Genomic DNA, 17,858 nt, shown 5'->3' on the forward strand with positions numbered 1-17,858 from the left:
ATTAAATTCTCACTCCCTGTTCGTTATTAAGATCAAGGTTTGGTTGAGTGAGCGAATTCAACTTTGGTTTCAACACGTACTTGAGTGTCGGTTTGTATTTTCCGTTAATGCTAAAACGGCTTTTCAACCATGATGTTGAACCTAGTAGCAATCGAGTTTCACTTTGTGATTTATCAATGCCCTCTGTTTGTGTAGGTTTGTCTCCAGGTAAAAGTCCGTATTGAATTTGATAGTCAGTTAATTGTTCTTCCTTAAGCTTTTCTTTTTTCAATTTCTCAGCTTCCGTTTCCGGAGTGTTTGCGTCTGGTTCATCTTTACGGCGACTAAATCGAGAGGGGGGAATATCTTTCCAGTTTAAACGCACCGCGATATGCAGCATGTAACGCCCGGAAGTGAGCAAGCTAAGAATATTGATCAGTTTATTAAAGTGTTCACTGTTAGGCAGAAAGTCATTAATGTTTTTATAAGAAACGGGACCAATATCAAAAAATATTCCCTGGGCGTTATCCCAGACTTTTCGACCCAGCGCACTCATTCCATTGAGTCGGTTATTGACCTTTTGTTTAACATTAGTGGAGAGGCCGGTTTGCCTGTCAGCGGGAAGTTTTTGCCAGCCTCCTTGAAACTGCTTTATCTCAACCGGATAGGGCAGCCAGGCCGATAGCAACTGCGCCATTGTCGACTGGTTAATTCGCGAACCGTTGAGCAGGCCTGAGAATGCCGCTAAATCTGATTTTTTTGCCGGCAGTTTCGGCAACATATGACTGAGCTCAAGACTGTTAATGCCACTCAGGCACTGATAGAGATAGTGCTCTTCCGGTTTTTGATTAAACAACATTGGATTTAGTTGTGCTTCCTGCAAATATCGCAGCGCGATAAGCCGGTGATTAAATAAATTAATGAAGGCCATTGGTCCGGTATTACCCTTTGATGCCTCGCTCATTAACCAGATACTATGTGCGCTGGGTAACGGACCCTGTTGACCGGTGATGCTAAACCCATTGATGGTCACATCGGTGCGACCTTTAGTTTGTGGAATTTTATCACCCTGGTTTTCTTCAATACTTTCAAGCATCGATGGATGAAAATCCTGTCGATTGGTTGCGATAAACTTAACCTGATCGACCGGTAATTGATCTTGCGGAATAGCCATCGCATTTTGCAGTAAGCGAATCGCTTGCAAAAAATGAAACTCCGGAGCCTCCTGTTGTAAGGATTTTCCTAAAGGAGAGTCTGTAAGCCGGCTAGCGGTGGCCATTGATTAGGTTCTCCATTAATTTCGAGTTGCGTAAAACAGTTTACGTGGCTGTATAGGGCGAAAAAGTGATGCAGGACTTTGGCGAATAAATAGAGACTGCCGCCTTCGAATTCTTTTTCGTCAATTTCAAGATTTAACTTCAGACCAGGTAAAAAACCTCGCCACGCATCTTCTTTGTGAGGCATGACGGTATTTTCACTGACTAGTCTGTTAATGCTCTGAATTTGTCGTTGTTGGCCTGGGTTTAAAGCATCGCTGTAGAGCGTCAAAATTGTTTTCAGACTTTCGAGCCCTGAGTCTGGATCGAGTAACGATGCTCGATACAAAGAAGATTGGGCAACCAGTTGCCATAATTGCCAGCCGCCAAAACTTGGACTTCTGTGAGCTGTAGGTCGGTTGAGCAGGGTAAAATATTCTACTGGCCCTTCGCCGATAAGTTTGAGCCTGTCACCTTCGCGCATATGTTCAGGCAAGTCGCGATTAGTGCAGGTTGCTTCAACATGAATAATGTCTTTGACTGTATGTTCTGGTGTCATTTCTGAATTAAAAAATGACATGTAGGTTTCGGTGCCTTGTTGATTTTTTCGCTGGCTGGGTTGAGTTCTTGCCAACCAGTAGTATTTTGGGTCGTCGCCAGGGATCAGTTTCTTCGCGCCCAAAAACGGTGTGAGGTCTTTGTTGACCCCCATTTCATCAACTGCGACGACGCGATCTATTGAATGTATTTCGCTAACTCGATCACTTCGATAATCTGGAATTAATTTATATTCGTAGTGGTGCAGATCAAGATTGACCGGTTCACAACTGGTGGTGAATAAATTGGTGAGCGGAACGCAATTCAAACGAAAGTTCTCTGCTATCAGATTAAATCGTTTCGGTGTTGCGTTATCAAACATAAAGAATAACTTCAGGTGCTCTCTGCAATGACCAGTTTCTAAACCATCGATTGAAAAAAAGCAGAATTTCTCTGGAAAAAAGAAATAGTCTAAAAGTAAATCATAAGCGGGAAGCGTATGATTACTTTGTTTAAATAACATTTGTTCTGGTTCAAACCCTTCCATTTTTAATGCTGAGGGCGGAAGGAACTTTACTTTTTTTTCGTTTTCATCAACGATGGCGATTCGCTGTAAGTTGTTCTGGAACATATCAAGAAGTTGCCAGCGGAAGTTATCGTCTGCATCGATGTAAAACATCAGGGTTTCGATATTGAGTTTATTCAGCGGTTCGCTACCCTGTGATTGAATTTCCACATCGATTACTGTTGCACACTTGATCCCGGCTAGTAGGTCAGTTGAAACTTCGTTTAGTGGAACTTTACTGGCGTGAGTAATTTCGGCTGGCCATAATTGGGTCTGATATCCGGTGCGAAATCTTACTTCGGGGGCACTATTGTTGCGACGTTTAATCTGACTATTATCACGTCTTTGGGCATCTTTGACATGACTGTAGCATTGTCTGTGCCGACCAATAATTTGCCCTTGAGAAAAGTCCGCGCCATCAGCTTTAACTTTCATTTGCGCGATGGTAATTGAAGGGATCGGACTTACCAGGTTAGGGCAGAGTTGTTGCAGCAATATTTGTGGTATTAATTCCTGGTTTCGATCAATTCGAAAGTGCAATCTTGAAGCAAGCCAGGTAAATGATTGGACGAGATGTTCAACGTGAGGATCGCTGGATTTTCCCTGACTCATTCTTAGTTCGGCGGCAATTTGTGGATATTCCAGGCCGAACAAAGTTGCCTGGTCACGAAATTCGTGCAGTTCAGTTTTAAAGTAGTCTACAAGGTGATTGCTGTAAATGCTCATTCAATGTCCGCTGTGTCTGAACCCAGGAAAAAAGTTAATATCTTTGTCTGTTCGAAATTCTTATATTTACCAGTAAGCTTCAAACGGTATCTGGAATCTTTATCGCCAGGCACAACAGTGACTGCGACGTCCATTAGCCGTGGTTCAAACTGGCTGATATTTTGTTCCAGTTCTTTAGCAACTTGAATGTATTCGCTTTGAGTTGCAGCGCGGCTAACGAGATCCATCAAACCATAATTGAGAAGGTATCTCTCTTCATTTTCGTCCCCACCGGCAAAGTAACTTCGACCGGACGCAATACGACGTAACTCGGCGCGTATTGATTCTTTAACTAATGTTATCTGCTGTTGTGGAATGTCCTCTATAGGTAGTTGTGGATTAACGAGTCTTTCAAATAGTAGTCTCATATTTACTTAGTTCATTCGTCTGCTTAATGACTTCATTAGTCGAGCTTGGTCAATCGGTTTTGACTGATTATTACCAGTAGAAACGACCAGATTCCAAACTAACAATTGCCAATTAAATCTTAAGGCCAGTTGCTTCTGTTTTGCGCAACGTTCCAGGCAAACTCGACATTTCCACCATTGGTCACCTGATTGGTTTGAACGGTATAAGTCCACTTAATTGCAGTGAAGTTAAGTGTAAATTGTTCAGTGGCCATATCATTCGGGTGAGACTGGCTTTCGATCGAACTGAGAATGGCATTACGCAGTTCGAGCGTCATAATGTTGGCGATAATATTTTCATCACCTTCAATGTTCGAGTTACGGCATAAAAAGATGCGTGTCGGTTCACCACTTCCATCGTCTAGTGGGCGAGCGGATAAACAATGCTTGTAAAGTTTTGGCGATGTTTTATCGAAATACTTTACGCAGGTAATATCATTTAACATTGGTCGACCTGATGTTCGCGCACTGTTACTGACATCGGTAGTGATTTGTTGCTTCATGCCAAAGTGCATTGAAACAAGTTCCATGCTCTGGTCCAAAGTCGCATCAGTTATTCCATCCAGATCACCAACGATTAAACTGCCGCCATCATTGATCTCTCCGGTAATAATGTCGTCGTAACCAGGCTTTAATAATACGAGATCCATAATTTTTCCTTATATTTAGTTTAAATGAGTTAATGGGTTCAAGATGGAAGCTCAGCAACCAGACGAATTGAAGTGGTTAACTCTTCAAGCTGGAAGTGGGGCTTCAGGAACACCGTGGCACGATAGCTACCAGGTTTACCTGGAACATCTGATACTTCAACACGTGCTTCGCGAAGCGGATACCTGGCTTTCACGTCTTGTGGTGGCGTATCATCGAGTAAAATATACTGAGCTATCCAGGTGTTAAGGTAATCCTCAACATTGGAGCGCGTCATAAACTTGCCAATTTTTTCTCTCATTAAAACTTTGATGTAATGAGCAAATCGTGATGCTGAAAGAACGTAAGGCAGCATCGCTGATATTCGTGAATTTGAATTGGCTGAGTCGGTGTTGTAGGTCTTAGGACGGTTAGTCGTTTGACCGCCGAAAAAGGCTGCTTTGTCTGTGCCTTTACAGTGACAGATTGGCATGAAGCCGAGGTCGTTAAGTTCTTTTTCACGTCGATCGGTTAATGCGACTTCTGTCGGGCAGGTCAAAGATAATTCGCCGTCATCGGTTTCGAATACGAAGGAGGGAAGTCCTTCGACAAGTCCACCACCTTCAACACCACGAATGGCTGCGGTCCAACCGAAATGCGCAAATGCGTTGGTGATTCTTTGTGCTAGTACATAAGCGGGATTTCCCCATAAAAACAACTTAGCATCTGTGCGTTTGGTTGAGACACCTTCTTCGTTGAGTACCATGACATTTTCTTCAAAACTCATGTCTTCAACCGGCGAATATTTTTCACCATAAGGAAGTCGTAACATGACTCTGGGCAAAGTCAGAGTGACGTAACGACTGTCTTCTGTTTCTCTAAAACTTCGCCACTTAATTAGCTCTGCGCTTTCAAATATTTTTGAAAGGTCTCGTGGGTTATAAAGTTTTCCGAAGCTATCCAAATCGAAAAGTTTTGCGTAGGCAGCGGTGACAAAAGGCGCATGGGCTGCGGCTGCGACACCTGAAATCAGTTCGAGTAACTTGATATCATCTGGATGTCGGCCAAATTCAAAATCACCCACAAGTGCGCTGAAGGGGTCACCACCATAGGTGCCGTATTCTTCCTCGTAAACCAATTTAAACAGGGCACTTTGATCAAATTCCACAGCTTTTAAAAGATCTTTGTATAAATCTTTTTTGCTGATATTGAGCAATCTGATTTTGAGCTTTTCACCAGTTTCGGTATTCATTACCAGGTAATGTAATCCGCGCCAGGAAGCTTCAAGCTTTTGAAATGCCGGATCATGCATGATGAGATTGAGCTGGGCGGTCACATTGCCGTCAATCTCGCTGATTGATTTATTAATCAGCGCTGCGACATCTAATCCTTCGCCATCACTTTCGGCATCAGCGGCAATATCTTTTAAGAATTGACCAATCAGCTGGAGTGCGTATTCGATCTGGTTGATATCCAGTACCATCTGGCCAACTTCAGGATTCAGCATATCCTTGAGCGTTTCGTTTTCGACGGTTTCCAGAATATCTTCAAGAGTCGGTGGCTCGCCATCTTTACCTTCTATATCGGTTTTGACGACTTGGCCCCATGCTTCTGCATCACCTTCAAATAAACCGGCTATTGCCGTTTTCTTATCAGCGTCGGTGATAATGGATTCGGTTAGTGCGATAAGCGCATCGTTACCGTCCATTTTTGCCAGCATATCGCGCAAGTGACAACGGCCCTGATAGAGCCCTTGCAGCAGTGGTGTGCGTTTAACGATATCGGTCGGATAAAAATCGTCGATTTTATTAAATAGCAGCTCGACACTGGCTTTGTCACTTTCTGCGCCAGGTAAAACATTATCGACATTCGCGACGATTCTTGGCTCAATTGACGCGAGCACTTTGTTAAAGTTATCACGATCAATTTCGACAAATTTGCGCTGAGCTATGGGAGGCAGGTCAGTTTTGGGGTTGCCCGAAAGATCGGCCAACACACCTACGATAAACGGTAGCTCTTTGGTTTCGATTGCATCGCCAATTTCTACGTCATAGGTGATCTGAACTCTCGGCTTTCGATTTCGGCCAATCCACTTCTGGTTACTTTCACTCATCACTTGTTATCCTTTATTTCTGTAAAACCGTTATTTCTGTAAACCAAGCTGTAATTCCGCGTCTAATAGCTTGTTTTTTCTGGATGACAAACGCTCAAATATTTCTCTTCCCTGGTAAATTCGTTTGCCGATTTTTCTCGCTAAAATTAATTCATCTAAAGCCTCTCGAATTAATTTAGGGGCTTCTCGAACGCGATTTTTCGCTAACCACCAGTTCGTCAAACTTTCCAGGTCGGTTGCACGCGCGTTGTTATGAAAATAATCTTCCAGCTCCGTTGCTACTATGTGAACATACTCTTTTCGTTGTTCTTGATTCATCCGCAGTCTCACTGATTGTCACTAATTTAAGTTTTCGCTAATTGATGTATGCGTGGCGTTTTATTTCTGGCGACTATAAATATTACAAGTAGTGTGCCAATATTTATCTAAATCCTATCTTATTGATTTTTAAGCAATAAATATTTTTCGACTGGAAAGGCTAGTGAGGCAAATTTGCCTCGCTTATTTATTTTTAATTGAGATTTTTGCCGTGATTGTAAGGCCTGCGGGCATTGATCAAAAATGCCCTGTTTGGATCGAAATGCCTCACTTGTGAAATTTCATTTTCTAAAATAAGCGTTCCTAATGAGTGCAGAGGTAAACGATATTGGTTGAGATGACTGTGAGGAATAGACACCGTTCGTAGGTTGGGTAGACGTAGGAAACCCGACAATTCTCACGGGCTGCTGTAATTTGAAAATAATTTAGACAAACCTTAAATTGTAAACATCGCTGTTGGGTTTCGCAGGCTCTACCCAACCTACAAAACATAATTGCTAACTGGAAAGTCAGGAAAAGTTATCTCTGGTTATACTGCGACTTTTTGATGTGGTGTTTTTCTAACAGTCGGGTAAAAGTGCGCCTTTCTTTATTCGCTAAACTTGCCGCTTTAGAGATATTACCATTGGTCGTTTTCATGATTTGATGAAGATAGGTTTTTTCAAAGTCATTCAGGACTTTGGTTTTGGCTTCTTTATAGCCGAGGCGTAAATTAACCGAATCTAAAATATTAATATTTTTTAAAGAGTCGGATAAATGTAAGTCTTCAAATTCGATAACACTAGAGCTACTCAAGAAAAAGGCGCGGCTAATAATATTTTCCAGCTCTCTGACATTTCCGGGGAAATCATAACTTAACAACCACTGGTTAACTTTTTGAGCCAAAACTTTGGTCGCCTGGTTAAATTCGAGAGAGAGTTTGGAAAGGAAATATTGAGCAAGGTAAATGACATCGTAGCCTCGTTGGTTTAAGGGAGGCAAGTCAATATGCATCATGTCGATTCTGAATAGTAAGTCTTCGCGAAAACTACCTGATTTCAGATCCTTATTTAAGTCTGCGTTTGTGGCGGAAATGATCCTGACATCTGTTTTGATCAGATTTTTTCCGCCAACGCGGCGAAGCTCGCCATCTTGCATATACCGCAAAAGAGACACTTGAACTTTCGGCGACAAACTATTGATCTCATCTAGAAATAATGTGCCGCCATCAGCTAATTCTATTAATCCTGTATGCTTACTCGCTGCGCCGGTAAATGAACCTTTTTCGTGTCCAAATAGCTCACTGAGCGCTATGTCATCGGTCAGTGCGCCACAGTTGATTGGAATAAAAGGCCCGCTTGACCTCGGGCTCATCTGGTGCAATGCGCGGGCAACAAGCTCTTTACCTGTGCCTGTTTCACCGTAAATGAGTGTTGGGGCATTGGTTGATGCAATTCGACCAATCAAATCTTCCATCTGATTAAACACGCTTGAGTAAGTGCCTAGCTTCAGGCGTTGCATATACTCGTCAACTGAAAAAGTGTGGCTTAGTAATTTTTTCTGATAGACCTTTTGTCCATTAAACTGGAGTTGTTCTAACCCAATATCATTGTGTAAAAATTTTGACAGGGGAAGTGCAGCAAAATCTTTCAGAGATTTTTCTGCATCTGCTAAACAATCATCGTAAACGATTAGCCAGATATTGGTAAAATGAGGGTCATCAACTTGATGAATGTGAGTCAGCGTTTCTTGATTATCAATAAATAAGATCCCGCATTCCTCAAATCGGGGAGTGATTGATTCTAACTCTATTATCTCAAATTTGATCTTATTTTTTGTTAAAAAATCTTCGAGCTGTTTGTTCTTTTTGGAACCGGAATAGCAGAGCAATTGCTTTTTGTAAAAGCAATTGATAAGTCCATCTTTTGGCAAATTTACAAACATGGTTTTAAGTTAGTGTTGAAGTTTATGGTTGTTATTTGGCTAACCAAATTTGCGAACGAAAGAAAAATTTTCCATTTAATCTATATAATAGTAGAGAACCAACTTTAACTTTTCAAGCTAACTTCTTAATTTTTAAAGGAATTATTATTTCAATTCGAGATTTAAAAGTCGAATTCCATAAAAATACAATCAAATTGTAGTTCGTATTTAGCAAATTGGTTGGAAAATCGCATTATTGGATTGAGTGATATTTACTTCAATAATATTGATAACACTAATAAAATAATCGAATTGATCGGCACTTTACCATTAATGCAAACTGCATACTCCAATAAGGCATTTCTAAAAATTTAAGTGGTTTTTATCACTAACGTAATTTATTACAAATCGAAATTTGGACTGCCGCTGTCTTAAACTAGATTGCCACTACTTTTTTTCTTCAAATCTTGGAGTGCAGATTTGAAGCCGACACTCGGTTTTGCATCTTTCACAAAGCTCGTTTGTAGCCTTATGTAACACACTGTTGTAGTTTTGTTATCTGCGGTAATAATTCCTTGTTTGAGATATGAATCCTCTTTAATGTGAAATGGACTCCAGTTAAAGCATTAAAGAGGTGACATTATGCAGCTAAAATCATTCATTTTATCCGGTGCGTTATTATGCTCCCTGTCGAGCAATGCCAGTGAACAAATTGATGGTTTGTGGGAAACGAACAACGCGGTAAGCGCGAAACAAAAACCTGGTGCACAGGAGGGAAGCGAAGACCAACGTCATTTGAAACTGGCATTTGATGTCTTTGCCAGTAAGCTTCATTTAGCGCCGGCACAAAAATTATCTAGTCATGGTGTAGAAGTTGACTTGCCGTTACCGAATGGAAAATTTGTTCGTTTCGAATTGTTTGAGTCGTCAATCATGGAAGAAAGTCTTACCAAAAAATATCCTCAAATAAAGACTTACTGGGGGCGCCAGGTCGGTAACCCTGAAAACACTGGTCGATTCGATCTGACCCCTCATGGGTTTCACGGCATGTTTCAATACGCGGGCGAACAAGTTTTTATCGACCCTGAAACACGCGAAGATACCAGTGGTTATGTGACTTATTTAAAATCAGCATCCGGTATTCGCGATCAAAAACGTTCTTTTCATGACCGCGTAATCAGGCGTGGAAACAACCAATCGCGGTTCAATAAATCATCGAATAAAGCCATACAAACTGATGCGGTTGAAAGGCAATACCGGATAGCGGTTGCGGTCACTGGAGAATATACCCAGTTTCATGGCGGTACCAAAGAAAAAGGACTAGCTGCGGTCGCCACGGCAATCAATAGAGTTAACCAGGTTTATCAAAATGACCTGGCAGTGAAGTTTGTTTTAGTTGGTGCCAATGACAAGTTAATTTATACCGATGCGGCCTCTGATCCCTACACAAATACCGATAGCGACTTGGATACGAATACCGCAAACATCGATAAAGAAATCGGCGCTGATAACTATGATATCGGCCATATTTTTGTCACAACCGGCGGTGGTGTCGCTGGATTTGAAGTGGTTTGTAGTAGTTCGAAAGGTGACGGATTAACTGGTTCTGAATCACCAAATGGCGATGCATTTCATATCGATTATGTTGCCCATGAAATCGGCCATCAGTTTGGTGCCGAACATACTTTTAATGGTTGTGACGATAATCGTGCAGAGCAGTGGGCATTTGAACCAGGTAGTGGAACAACAATTATGGGCTACGCCGGCCTTTGTGATGACCGAAATGTGCAGAATAACTCTGACCCTTATTTTCACACGAAATCTGTTTCGCAGATGTTTCAATTTATCAGTCAGGGAGGCGGTGCAAGTTGTGCAGTTAAGAAGGATTTAAGCAATCAATCTCCCACGGTTAATGCGGGGAATGACTTTACTATTCCGGCGCAAACGCCTTTCGAGCTAACGGGATCTGCGACAGATAACGACACTGGCGATCAAACAAAATTGAGTTACACCTGGGAGCAGACTGACTTAGGTCCAGAGGAAAAAACTGCGAGCGATATGGTAGATGACGGCCGCAGACCTCTGTTTCGCTCGTTTGAACCGAGCAGTAGTGCGAGCAGAACTTTTCCCCGTTTGAGCGATGTGTTAGCCGGCACAACTACTAAAGGAGAAACTTATCCTACAACTAGCCGAGATTTGAATTTCACCCTGACGGTCAGGGACACCAAAGGTGGCGTAGGTACTGATGCAACCAAAATCACGGTGAAAAAGGAAGCTGGGCCATTTAAGATAACCGCACCTGACGGCGGCCAGTGGTCTGGCGGTAGTCAGCAAACTGTGAGTTGGGATGTCGCTAATACTAACGTTGCGCCAATTAACTGCACAGTGGTTGATATCAGTTTATCGACAGATGGAGGGCAAAATTTCACTCACACTTTAGCCACAAACACAGCAAATGATGGCACTGAAATTATCACAGTTCCCAGTGCTGACAGCTCTTCAGGACGTGTAAAAGTAAAATGTTCTGACAACGTATTTTTCGCTATTAATGGCAAAAATATAACCGTTGGCAATGGCGGCGGTGGCGGAGGAGGTGGCGGTGGTAATCAAGCACCACGGATAACCGGGCAACAATCGCTATCGCTTGATGAAGACGCTAATATCACGATTAAACTGACGGATTTGACCGTTGTTGACGGCGATAATAATTTTCCTGCAGATTTTACGCTGAAGTTAGTAGCAGGGAGTAACTATAGTTTAGATGGAAATCGCGTTACGCCGACAGCGAACTTTAACGGTGAACTTTCAATCCCGGTAACAGTAAATGATGGCAAAGCCGATAGTAATAGTTTCGCTCTTAAAGTGACTGTGAATGCGGTGAATGATGCGCCTAGCGCTCAGGATGATCAATTCCAGGTTGAGCAAGATTCAGCAAGCACGGCAATCGATGTGTTAGCGAATGATTCAGATGTCGATAGTGGTGATACCCTGACTATTAGCGCGATAAGTTATTCTGGTAGTTCAACAGTAAGCCATGATAACCAGCGAATTAATTACCAGCCTGCGGCGAATTTTCATGGAACCGAAACGATTCAATACACCATCAGTGATAAAGCTGGTGCAACTACGACAGCGACATTAACCGTTACAGTGACACAAAAAAGCGGTGGTGGTAATGGTGGAGGTAACACTGGCGGCGGTAGTTCTGGTGGCGGTAGCCTGGGATGGTTACTCATGCTAGGTCTGTTAGTTTGTGCACGCAGAAAATTTTAGGGTAAAGATAGCAATAGGCTCTAAAGTAACTTGATTGCAAAATAAAATAGTTACCTGGAAAAGCTCTGAGTAATCAGAGCTTTTCGATAACTCGCAGGAAAATATAAATGAAATTCGCTTTAAATAAACGACACATGGTGATTGGTAGTATTGTCGTAATGGTGTTAACCGCGTGTCACTCGACGCAACCACAACTAACTAAGCGTGAGCAACAAGCGGTTGAAAAGCTTAATTGGATTGATACCACCGATGCTGAAAAAGAATTGAGCAAATCGCTTCAAATAAAAGACTACCGCCTTTACTCTAAAGGTACCAGAGGTGGTGGTTTGATTGGTATTTCCAGTGAGCAGCAACAGCTTGCGTTACAGAAATGTGGGAAGAAAAAGACACCTGGCCTCACTGATGTACGTTATGGGAAGATACATACCCAATATGTCAGGAAAGTGCGCGAATTTGCTACCAAATTTAATCTTGAAATGTTGCGTTATTGCCTCAATAATAAGTCATAGTGAAGAGGCAAATTAGAATAAAAGCAAATAAAAACAGAGTGTTACATATATCACTTGATGTTAACGCTGGTTTTATTCTATACTCGATTCCATAGCCGATGGCTAAGTTGAAAGAGGAAACGAAGATGAATGGCTTAATTTATTTAGAAGAAGATTGGGGCCCATTGAGTGATGAAATCCCTCCAGGCACCAAAGAATAATAAGAGTCAACTGTAACTCATTGATAATAAAGACCTTAATTGGTCTTTTTTGTTATTAGGAAACCTGACATGGACGCTTGCCTTGCCGATAATGGCCTTTTCTATTGTATTTCAATCACCCACCCTGTTGTTTTTGTTGCGCTGGCTGCCGCTATCGTTGCTGTTTTTGGTATTGCATTTCAGCGAAAAACGGCACGTGAGAAGAATTCTATTGATTTTGAAGAATCTTATAAGAAAAACACCAACATTAAAAACGCGATGCTAGAGATATATTCTCTGAATGAATCAAAGGTTCGAGCACTGATAAAAGATGACGGTTCGGTTGATGATAATGATAAGTCGGTTATCGCAATTCGACGGGTTTTAAATGAGTGGGAGCGAGCCGCTACTGCAATCAGTCATCAGGTTTACGACAATCAGTATTTGTATCAAATTTATGGAACGACCGTGTTAAATTTATTTGATGTTTTGCATCCATTTATCACCGCCAGACAAAACAAAAATTCCCGCCTTTATATTAATTTTCAGTTGCTGGCTGTCGACTGGATTATTAAACGTAAAAGAGATGAAGGATATAACTATCCAAAACAATTGAAAGAAGCTCAGCAGCATATTCATTATTATTGTGACCATAAAAATGCTAAGGGGAGTTTGATTGAGTTGCGAAAAGGATACGATAAGTTAAAGGAGGTTATGGATTCTATGTATGACAAGCGTTAACTTTAATTATGATTTTATTTATTTATTTTTCCTGATTTGCAGGAATTTAATCGACAATAAAGAGGAAGTACATGAAAAAGTTAGTTTTAGCCATATTAATGATCTTATCGTTTAAAGTTCAGGCTATTGAGTGGGTTTATGTCTCTGATATGAGCAAATTAAAATGGCAGTTGGTATCGAGTGGGGAAGTTTATTTTCGAAACTTGAATGAGTTTAATAGCGCCCAGGGAGGCTGTTGTTATAGTTACAAGCTAGATACGACCACGCCGGCTGGAAAAGCAATGTGGAGTACAATATTAGCGAAAATGGCAGCCAGAGCTCCACTTAACCTTGGTTTTCCGCAGGTCGGCAGCGCCAATAACGTTCAAACATTATATGCTGTAGGGATCTATTAATATTGATAGCCATCCTTCTAATAAAATAGAAGGATGGCTATTTTTCAATATAAATTAGTCATTAAGTTTTATTATTTAAAAACAGACTCTATCGATTTAATTTCAATATTTTTGCTGTCAATTTTCAGTGGATACTTTGCAATAATTTTATCTTCACTAACAATTTCTGCAGGTTTTTCACTGTTATATTTCATCGGTGAATTTTGCTCTTCAGCTAAACGCTTTTTCATATCTTTTGCATCCTTGGTAATGAATACAAAGTGCATGTTTTCGAGCTGTAGATGCTTTTTAATCACCTGGTTCACTTTATCCAATGTCAATTGGTCGAGCCCTTTTCGAACGTAGTCAACAAAACCTTCCGTGTCGTAAAACTTAGAGTCAACTGCGTAACCCAAAATTCGGCTTTGGCTATCGACAAGTTGAGGAACGTAATTACGTAAGAAGTTTTTAGTCGATTCAAACTGTTCTTGTGTTAATCCATTTTTAATCAGCTTTTCCATTTCCCACATGGCTGTACGAGTTGCAAAATGCGCATCGTTAGCTGAGCGCAACGGTCGGATCCAAACTTGGAAAATTTGTTGTGAACGAGGAACATTGACAACGGGTTTAGTGGTGAACATGCCGCTAGGGAAATATTCAATATATGCATAGTCACCATAGTTCATACCTCTCAAGGCACGAATGCGTTGGTAGAGGTAAGAGTTACTATTACGATGCTCGCCCAACCAGGAGCGAACTAACCAAAGAGCAACCCAGTCCTCGTCGCCACGTTTAACGTCAATTGGGAAGCCAAAAGAAACCGCTGTAGACAGCGTATTCTTTTCGACAATTGTTGCATGACGTCCTTTAAGTTTTGGTGCTGCAGCGATGGTAGATGGCATTTTTTTCCACTGAGGTAATTTTGCCATATCACTGACGATCTTATTTTTGAAGGTTTTTGGATAGTTACCTGCAATCGCTAAAGTCAGATTATTTTGGGTGAGCTGAGTTTGATAAAAATCCTTGACGTCATTCAGCGTGAGCTTTTTGATGTCGTCGACGTGACCTGAGTTTAATGCGCCATATGAGTGACCTGCATAGAGTGCTTCATACAATACTTCCTTACCCAGTTCTTCATCGTTGCTTGACTTGAGGCTATTTTCGATGTTGTTAATAAGTTGATCTTTCAGGCGTTTAAAATCTTCTTCTCGCCAGCCTGGCTGTAGCATTTGCTCACTCACTAAACCGTACCATTGGGCCAGGTTGTCACGGTGTACACTGCCATTAAAAATGAAAATTTCTTTATCAACTCTAAAACCAAATCGGCCGGCTAATGGGTACATGGCTTGCTGAATATCGTTATAGGTTCGAGAAACCGTTCCGCCATCGGCGATCATCATTGCAGTTAATGCAGCCAAGCCTTTTTTACCTTGCGGATCTTGCGCAGTACCTGTGTTAAACCACCAACTAATATCAATTAAGTCTGAGCTGGTTGGTTGCAGCAGAGTTTTTATCTGCACATTTGGTTGATGAGTATTTTTACTGGCACGATCTAAATCAACGCGACCGTCAAATTTGGCCAATGCTGCTTTTGGTGACATGGTCACCATGGTCAGGTTGTCATCTGTAAAATAAGTGGTTGCGTATCGCTTGATGTCTTGCGGTGTAATTTTTGCAAATGTCCGATACAAACGGTTAAGGAATTCTGGATCTCTTTCGAAATGTACGTAACTTGCCAAAGTGCTTGCAATGCTATCGGTTGAATCTAAAGTACGGGCAAATGAATACTTTAAGTTATTCTTAATATCATTAAGACGTTTTTCATCTAGCAATTCAGTACGAGCTCGAATGAGCGTTTTAGTGATAGCTTGTTTAACTTCTTCTGCATACTTTTCATCTTTTAACTGAGTGTAAATGTAGAGTAATTGCGGATCTTTTCTGTCAGGGAAATAAGCGCCGACAAATTGGACCATTTGTCGATCAATGACCAGATCTCGATACAAGTCTGAAGACTCAGAAAAATAGGCTTCGCTTAGCAAATCAAGGGAAGGTTTATCCTTTTTATTTTCATCAAGCGCCGGACCGCGAAACGCCATAGTGATATAAGTATTTGGCGTTTTTTCGAACTGTAAGTGTTGGTAGATTTGCTTTTCCTGTGGTGGCTCTTTTGGAATAGAAACTTCAGTTTTCTGAGTTTTCCAGACGCCCCAGTATTTTTTCACCCAGTCAACGGTTTTGTTAACATCAACATCACCAACAACGATTACGCTGGCAAATTGTGGCGTGTACCAACGCTTAAAAAAAGTTTTCGAATAATCGAACTGGTTAGGCATGTCTTCGATATCTCGAAGGAAACCCATGGTTGTATGCTTATAAGTATGTTGCTTAAAAGCGAGGTCGCGGATCCCTTCAAACATTTTACGGAATGGGCTAGAAGAGTTTTTCAGATACTCACCTTTAACCGCCAGCGCTTCAGTGCGAAATTCAGCTTCCGTATAAAACAGGTTTTGAAAGCGATCAGCTTCTAACATTAACATTTTTTCCAAGTGTTCTTTTGGAAAAGAAATATGATAGTTAGTTAAGTCATCGCTTGTGTAAGCATTGCCATCAACACCGGCATTTTTAAGAATTTTACTATATTCAGCTTGCGGGAAATTTTTAGTTCCTTTGAACATCATATGTTCAAAAAAATGGGCAAATCCAGATTTACCAGGTTCTACTTCATTGCGTGAGCCGGTTTGCATCGGAATTTGTAGAGATACCAGATCTGGATAGTCGGTTTTCACAACAATGACTTTTAAACCATTTTCCAGCGTTTCCATGTGATAGGGCAGGTTAAATATTTTCTCTGCTGCCGCGTTGTTTGATTGTTTGCTAGATACATTAGCTGATGCGGTAGTATTGTTGACTGTTGTACAACTCGAGATCATTCCGGCCAGCAGACAAAGGGAAAGCCCTTTTCTGAATAGGCTGGCTTTTTCACCACCAATGCCTATGGCGTTTTTCATATTCTGCGTAAATTTCATGATATAAGACCTTCTTTTAGCAAGAATTTTTTTGTTAGATAGTGCGTTTGTAAAATCGATAGCGTGAAATTAGAGGTTGGAAAATGCTCTGGGCCATTTTTTCCTAATGTCAGTCTCTCTAAGTGCCGGTCCCTGTGGCTGTTCACTTTGCCAAGCTATTTTATACGAACTAGCGACAAGATATCGGTTTTTGAAGGGGGAAAAATAACAATAATTGTTAATGAACATTACAGTTGATGAGTTCTCAATTGGTTGAGTTGTACGGTTTTTAATCAATAGCCATCTTAAATTCTACTTTTGGAAAGGGGCGTGACAACCCGTCACTCAAAATTCCTTATTGAGATATTTTGCAAAAAAACAGGTTTGAATAACTAAGCCAGCTTTACATTTAGCGATTAATAGACGATATAAATAATAGAAACTGTGCGGCTATGTTGTTGATAACAAACATGTCCTGAATAATAAAAACACTTCAAGGAGCACCGATGCCTGTTAATCCAAATAAAAAACCTGTGGTTCTCATCGTTCACGGTGTGCAAACCGGTACCGATAAGGATCAAAATCAGGATAGGCAAGTAAAGCAACTCATTAATAATCGTTTAGGCGGTTTACCTTTAACATTTTCTACCGATCTCTATCGCTACGAAGATATTAACGATAAAGCAATAGCTCCCGCGAAACAGCTAATGAAGTTGATAGGGAAAACCGCGGTGGGGAAGATTTTGCTGTCAACGACTGTCGACTTAGTCGGTGATGTGGTGCTTAATTTGCAAAATGGTTCAACCGCCCAGTTAATTCGGGATGGGCTACGACAACGTATTCTTAAGTACTATAACGCTGGTAATCCTTGTTACCTGATGGCGCACAGTTTAGGTTCCATCTATGCTTTCGACGTGCTTAATGAATTAATTGCTGAAGAAGCTTACTTTGATCGAAACAATCGCGGCAGTTGGCCGGTACAAGGCTTTTTAACGATTGGTTCACCGATTGGTTTGGCGATGTTTAGAAAAGGACGAACAAAAATCAATAACCTGGGAGAGGGCAACCGGCTGTTCCGTTGGTTTAACTATTGGGACCGCTCGGATCCCGTCGTTTCCGGCGATATTTTCGGTAAAAATCTAACCGGTTTCGACATTGCAAAAAAATACCAGGCGAATAACCCTAATCAGGGCTGGTTTATCAGGGATGTGGCCGTTGATACGGGATTCCATTGGCTTTTGTCTCACACAGCTTACTGGAGCGATGCGAAAGTCGGCGATGGATTAGTTGACCTGATTTCACGGTAGG

At 41.3% G+C, this 17,858-nt stretch carries 13 protein-coding genes; 5 read left to right on the forward strand and 8 right to left on the reverse strand.

Annotated features, from left to right (window positions below; genetic code table 11):
- Window position 1: 1 nt before the first annotated feature.
- From tssG to FLL46_RS12525, 7 genes are all read right to left on the reverse strand, one after another.
- A complete protein-coding gene (tssG, locus tag FLL46_RS12495; RefSeq protein WP_142893857.1) occupies window positions 2–1,258 on the reverse strand; it encodes a type VI secretion system baseplate subunit TssG in 1,257 nt (418 codons plus the stop codon).
- Window positions 1,222–3,063 carry a type VI secretion system baseplate subunit TssF gene (tssF, locus tag FLL46_RS12500; RefSeq protein WP_142893858.1) on the reverse strand — a complete coding sequence of 614 codons (1,842 nt, stop codon included), beginning with the start codon at window positions 3,061–3,063 and terminating at the stop codon, window positions 1,222–1,224. Before tssF ends, tssG begins: the two co-directional genes overlap by 37 nt.
- Complete coding sequence (gene tssE, locus FLL46_RS12505) at window positions 3,060–3,470, reverse strand: type VI secretion system baseplate subunit TssE (protein ID WP_142893859.1); 411 nt, start codon at window positions 3,468–3,470, stop codon at window positions 3,060–3,062. Before tssE ends, tssF begins: the two co-directional genes overlap by 4 nt.
- 119 nt (window positions 3,471–3,589) lie before the next feature.
- Window positions 3,590–4,159 carry an Hcp family type VI secretion system effector gene (locus FLL46_RS12510; RefSeq protein ID WP_142893860.1) on the reverse strand — a complete coding sequence of 190 codons (570 nt, stop codon included), beginning with the start codon at window positions 4,157–4,159 and terminating at the stop codon, window positions 3,590–3,592.
- Between the two features lie 38 nt (window positions 4,160–4,197).
- Window positions 4,198–6,249, reverse strand: a complete 2,052-nt coding sequence (gene tssC / locus FLL46_RS12515; protein WP_142893861.1) for a type VI secretion system contractile sheath large subunit — start codon at window positions 6,247–6,249, stop codon at window positions 4,198–4,200.
- 30 nt (window positions 6,250–6,279) lie between these two features.
- Entirely contained in the window at window positions 6,280–6,567 is a 288-nt protein-coding gene (locus FLL46_RS12520) for a hypothetical protein (protein ID WP_142893862.1), read from the reverse strand.
- A gap of 519 nt (window positions 6,568–7,086) precedes the next feature.
- Window positions 7,087–8,490 carry a sigma-54 interaction domain-containing protein gene (locus FLL46_RS12525; protein WP_142893863.1) on the reverse strand — a complete coding sequence of 468 codons (1,404 nt, stop codon included), beginning with the start codon at window positions 8,488–8,490 and terminating at the stop codon, window positions 7,087–7,089.
- A gap of 621 nt (window positions 8,491–9,111) precedes the next feature.
- Here FLL46_RS12525 and FLL46_RS12530 point away from each other — a divergent pair.
- The 4 genes from FLL46_RS12530 (at window position 9,112) to FLL46_RS12545 (ending at window position 13,566) form a co-directional block, all read left to right on the forward strand.
- Window positions 9,112–11,742, forward strand: coding sequence for a reprolysin-like metallopeptidase (locus FLL46_RS12530; RefSeq protein ID WP_142893864.1), 2,631 nt, complete (start codon window positions 9,112–9,114; stop codon window positions 11,740–11,742).
- A 107-nt stretch (window positions 11,743–11,849) separates the two neighbouring features.
- Window positions 11,850–12,251, forward strand: a complete 402-nt coding sequence (locus FLL46_RS12535; protein WP_142893865.1) for a hypothetical protein — start codon at window positions 11,850–11,852, stop codon at window positions 12,249–12,251.
- Between the two features lie 269 nt (window positions 12,252–12,520).
- Entirely contained in the window at window positions 12,521–13,171 is a 651-nt protein-coding gene (locus tag FLL46_RS12540; RefSeq protein WP_142893866.1) for a DUF4760 domain-containing protein, read from the forward strand.
- A 71-nt stretch (window positions 13,172–13,242) separates the two neighbouring features.
- The gene (locus FLL46_RS12545) at window positions 13,243–13,566 is read left to right on the forward strand and encodes a hypothetical protein (protein ID WP_142893867.1); all 324 of its coding nucleotides are present in this window, start codon (window positions 13,243–13,245) and stop codon (window positions 13,564–13,566) included.
- A 71-nt stretch (window positions 13,567–13,637) separates the two neighbouring features.
- On the opposite strand, the gene FLL46_RS12550 is transcribed toward FLL46_RS12545, so the two are convergent.
- A complete protein-coding gene (locus FLL46_RS12550; protein WP_210418689.1) occupies window positions 13,638–16,571 on the reverse strand; it encodes a M16 family metallopeptidase in 2,934 nt (977 codons plus the stop codon).
- A 485-nt stretch (window positions 16,572–17,056) separates the two neighbouring features.
- On the opposite strand from FLL46_RS12550, the gene FLL46_RS12555 reads away from it, so the two are divergent.
- On the forward strand, window positions 17,057–17,857 hold the full coding sequence (locus FLL46_RS12555; protein WP_142893868.1) for a hypothetical protein: 801 nt from the start codon (window positions 17,057–17,059) through the stop codon (window positions 17,855–17,857).
- Window position 17,858: the final 1 nt, after the last annotated feature.

The organism is Aliikangiella coralliicola (assembly GCF_007004725.1).
Lineage (GTDB): Bacteria > Pseudomonadota > Gammaproteobacteria > Enterobacterales > Kangiellaceae > Aliikangiella > Aliikangiella coralliicola.

Excerpts from the sequence above, each read along its gene's own strand:
- tssG (WP_142893857.1), bottom strand. The coding sequence starts at position 1,258 with ATGGCCACCGCTAGCCGGCTTACAGACTCTCCTTTAGGAAAATCCTTA.
- tssF (WP_142893858.1), bottom strand. The coding sequence starts at position 3,063 with ATGAGCATTTACAGCAATCACCTTGTAGACTACTTTAAAACTGAACTG.
- tssE (WP_142893859.1), bottom strand. The coding sequence starts at position 3,470 with ATGAGACTACTATTTGAAAGACTCGTTAATCCACAACTACCTATAGAG.
- FLL46_RS12510 (WP_142893860.1), bottom strand. The coding sequence starts at position 4,159 with ATGGATCTCGTATTATTAAAGCCTGGTTACGACGACATTATTACCGGA.
- tssC (WP_142893861.1), bottom strand. The coding sequence starts at position 6,249 with ATGAGTGAAAGTAACCAGAAGTGGATTGGCCGAAATCGAAAGCCGAGA.
- FLL46_RS12520 (WP_142893862.1), bottom strand. The coding sequence starts at position 6,567 with ATGAATCAAGAACAACGAAAAGAGTATGTTCACATAGTAGCAACGGAG.
- FLL46_RS12525 (WP_142893863.1), bottom strand. The coding sequence starts at position 8,490 with ATGTTTGTAAATTTGCCAAAAGATGGACTTATCAATTGCTTTTACAAA.
- FLL46_RS12530 (WP_142893864.1), top strand. The coding sequence starts at position 9,112 with ATGCAGCTAAAATCATTCATTTTATCCGGTGCGTTATTATGCTCCCTG.
- FLL46_RS12535 (WP_142893865.1), top strand. The coding sequence starts at position 11,850 with ATGAAATTCGCTTTAAATAAACGACACATGGTGATTGGTAGTATTGTC.
- FLL46_RS12540 (WP_142893866.1), top strand. The coding sequence starts at position 12,521 with ATGGACGCTTGCCTTGCCGATAATGGCCTTTTCTATTGTATTTCAATC.
- FLL46_RS12545 (WP_142893867.1), top strand. The coding sequence starts at position 13,243 with ATGAAAAAGTTAGTTTTAGCCATATTAATGATCTTATCGTTTAAAGTT.
- FLL46_RS12550 (WP_210418689.1), bottom strand. The coding sequence starts at position 16,571 with ATGAAATTTACGCAGAATATGAAAAACGCCATAGGCATTGGTGGTGAA.
- FLL46_RS12555 (WP_142893868.1), top strand. The coding sequence starts at position 17,057 with ATGCCTGTTAATCCAAATAAAAAACCTGTGGTTCTCATCGTTCACGGT.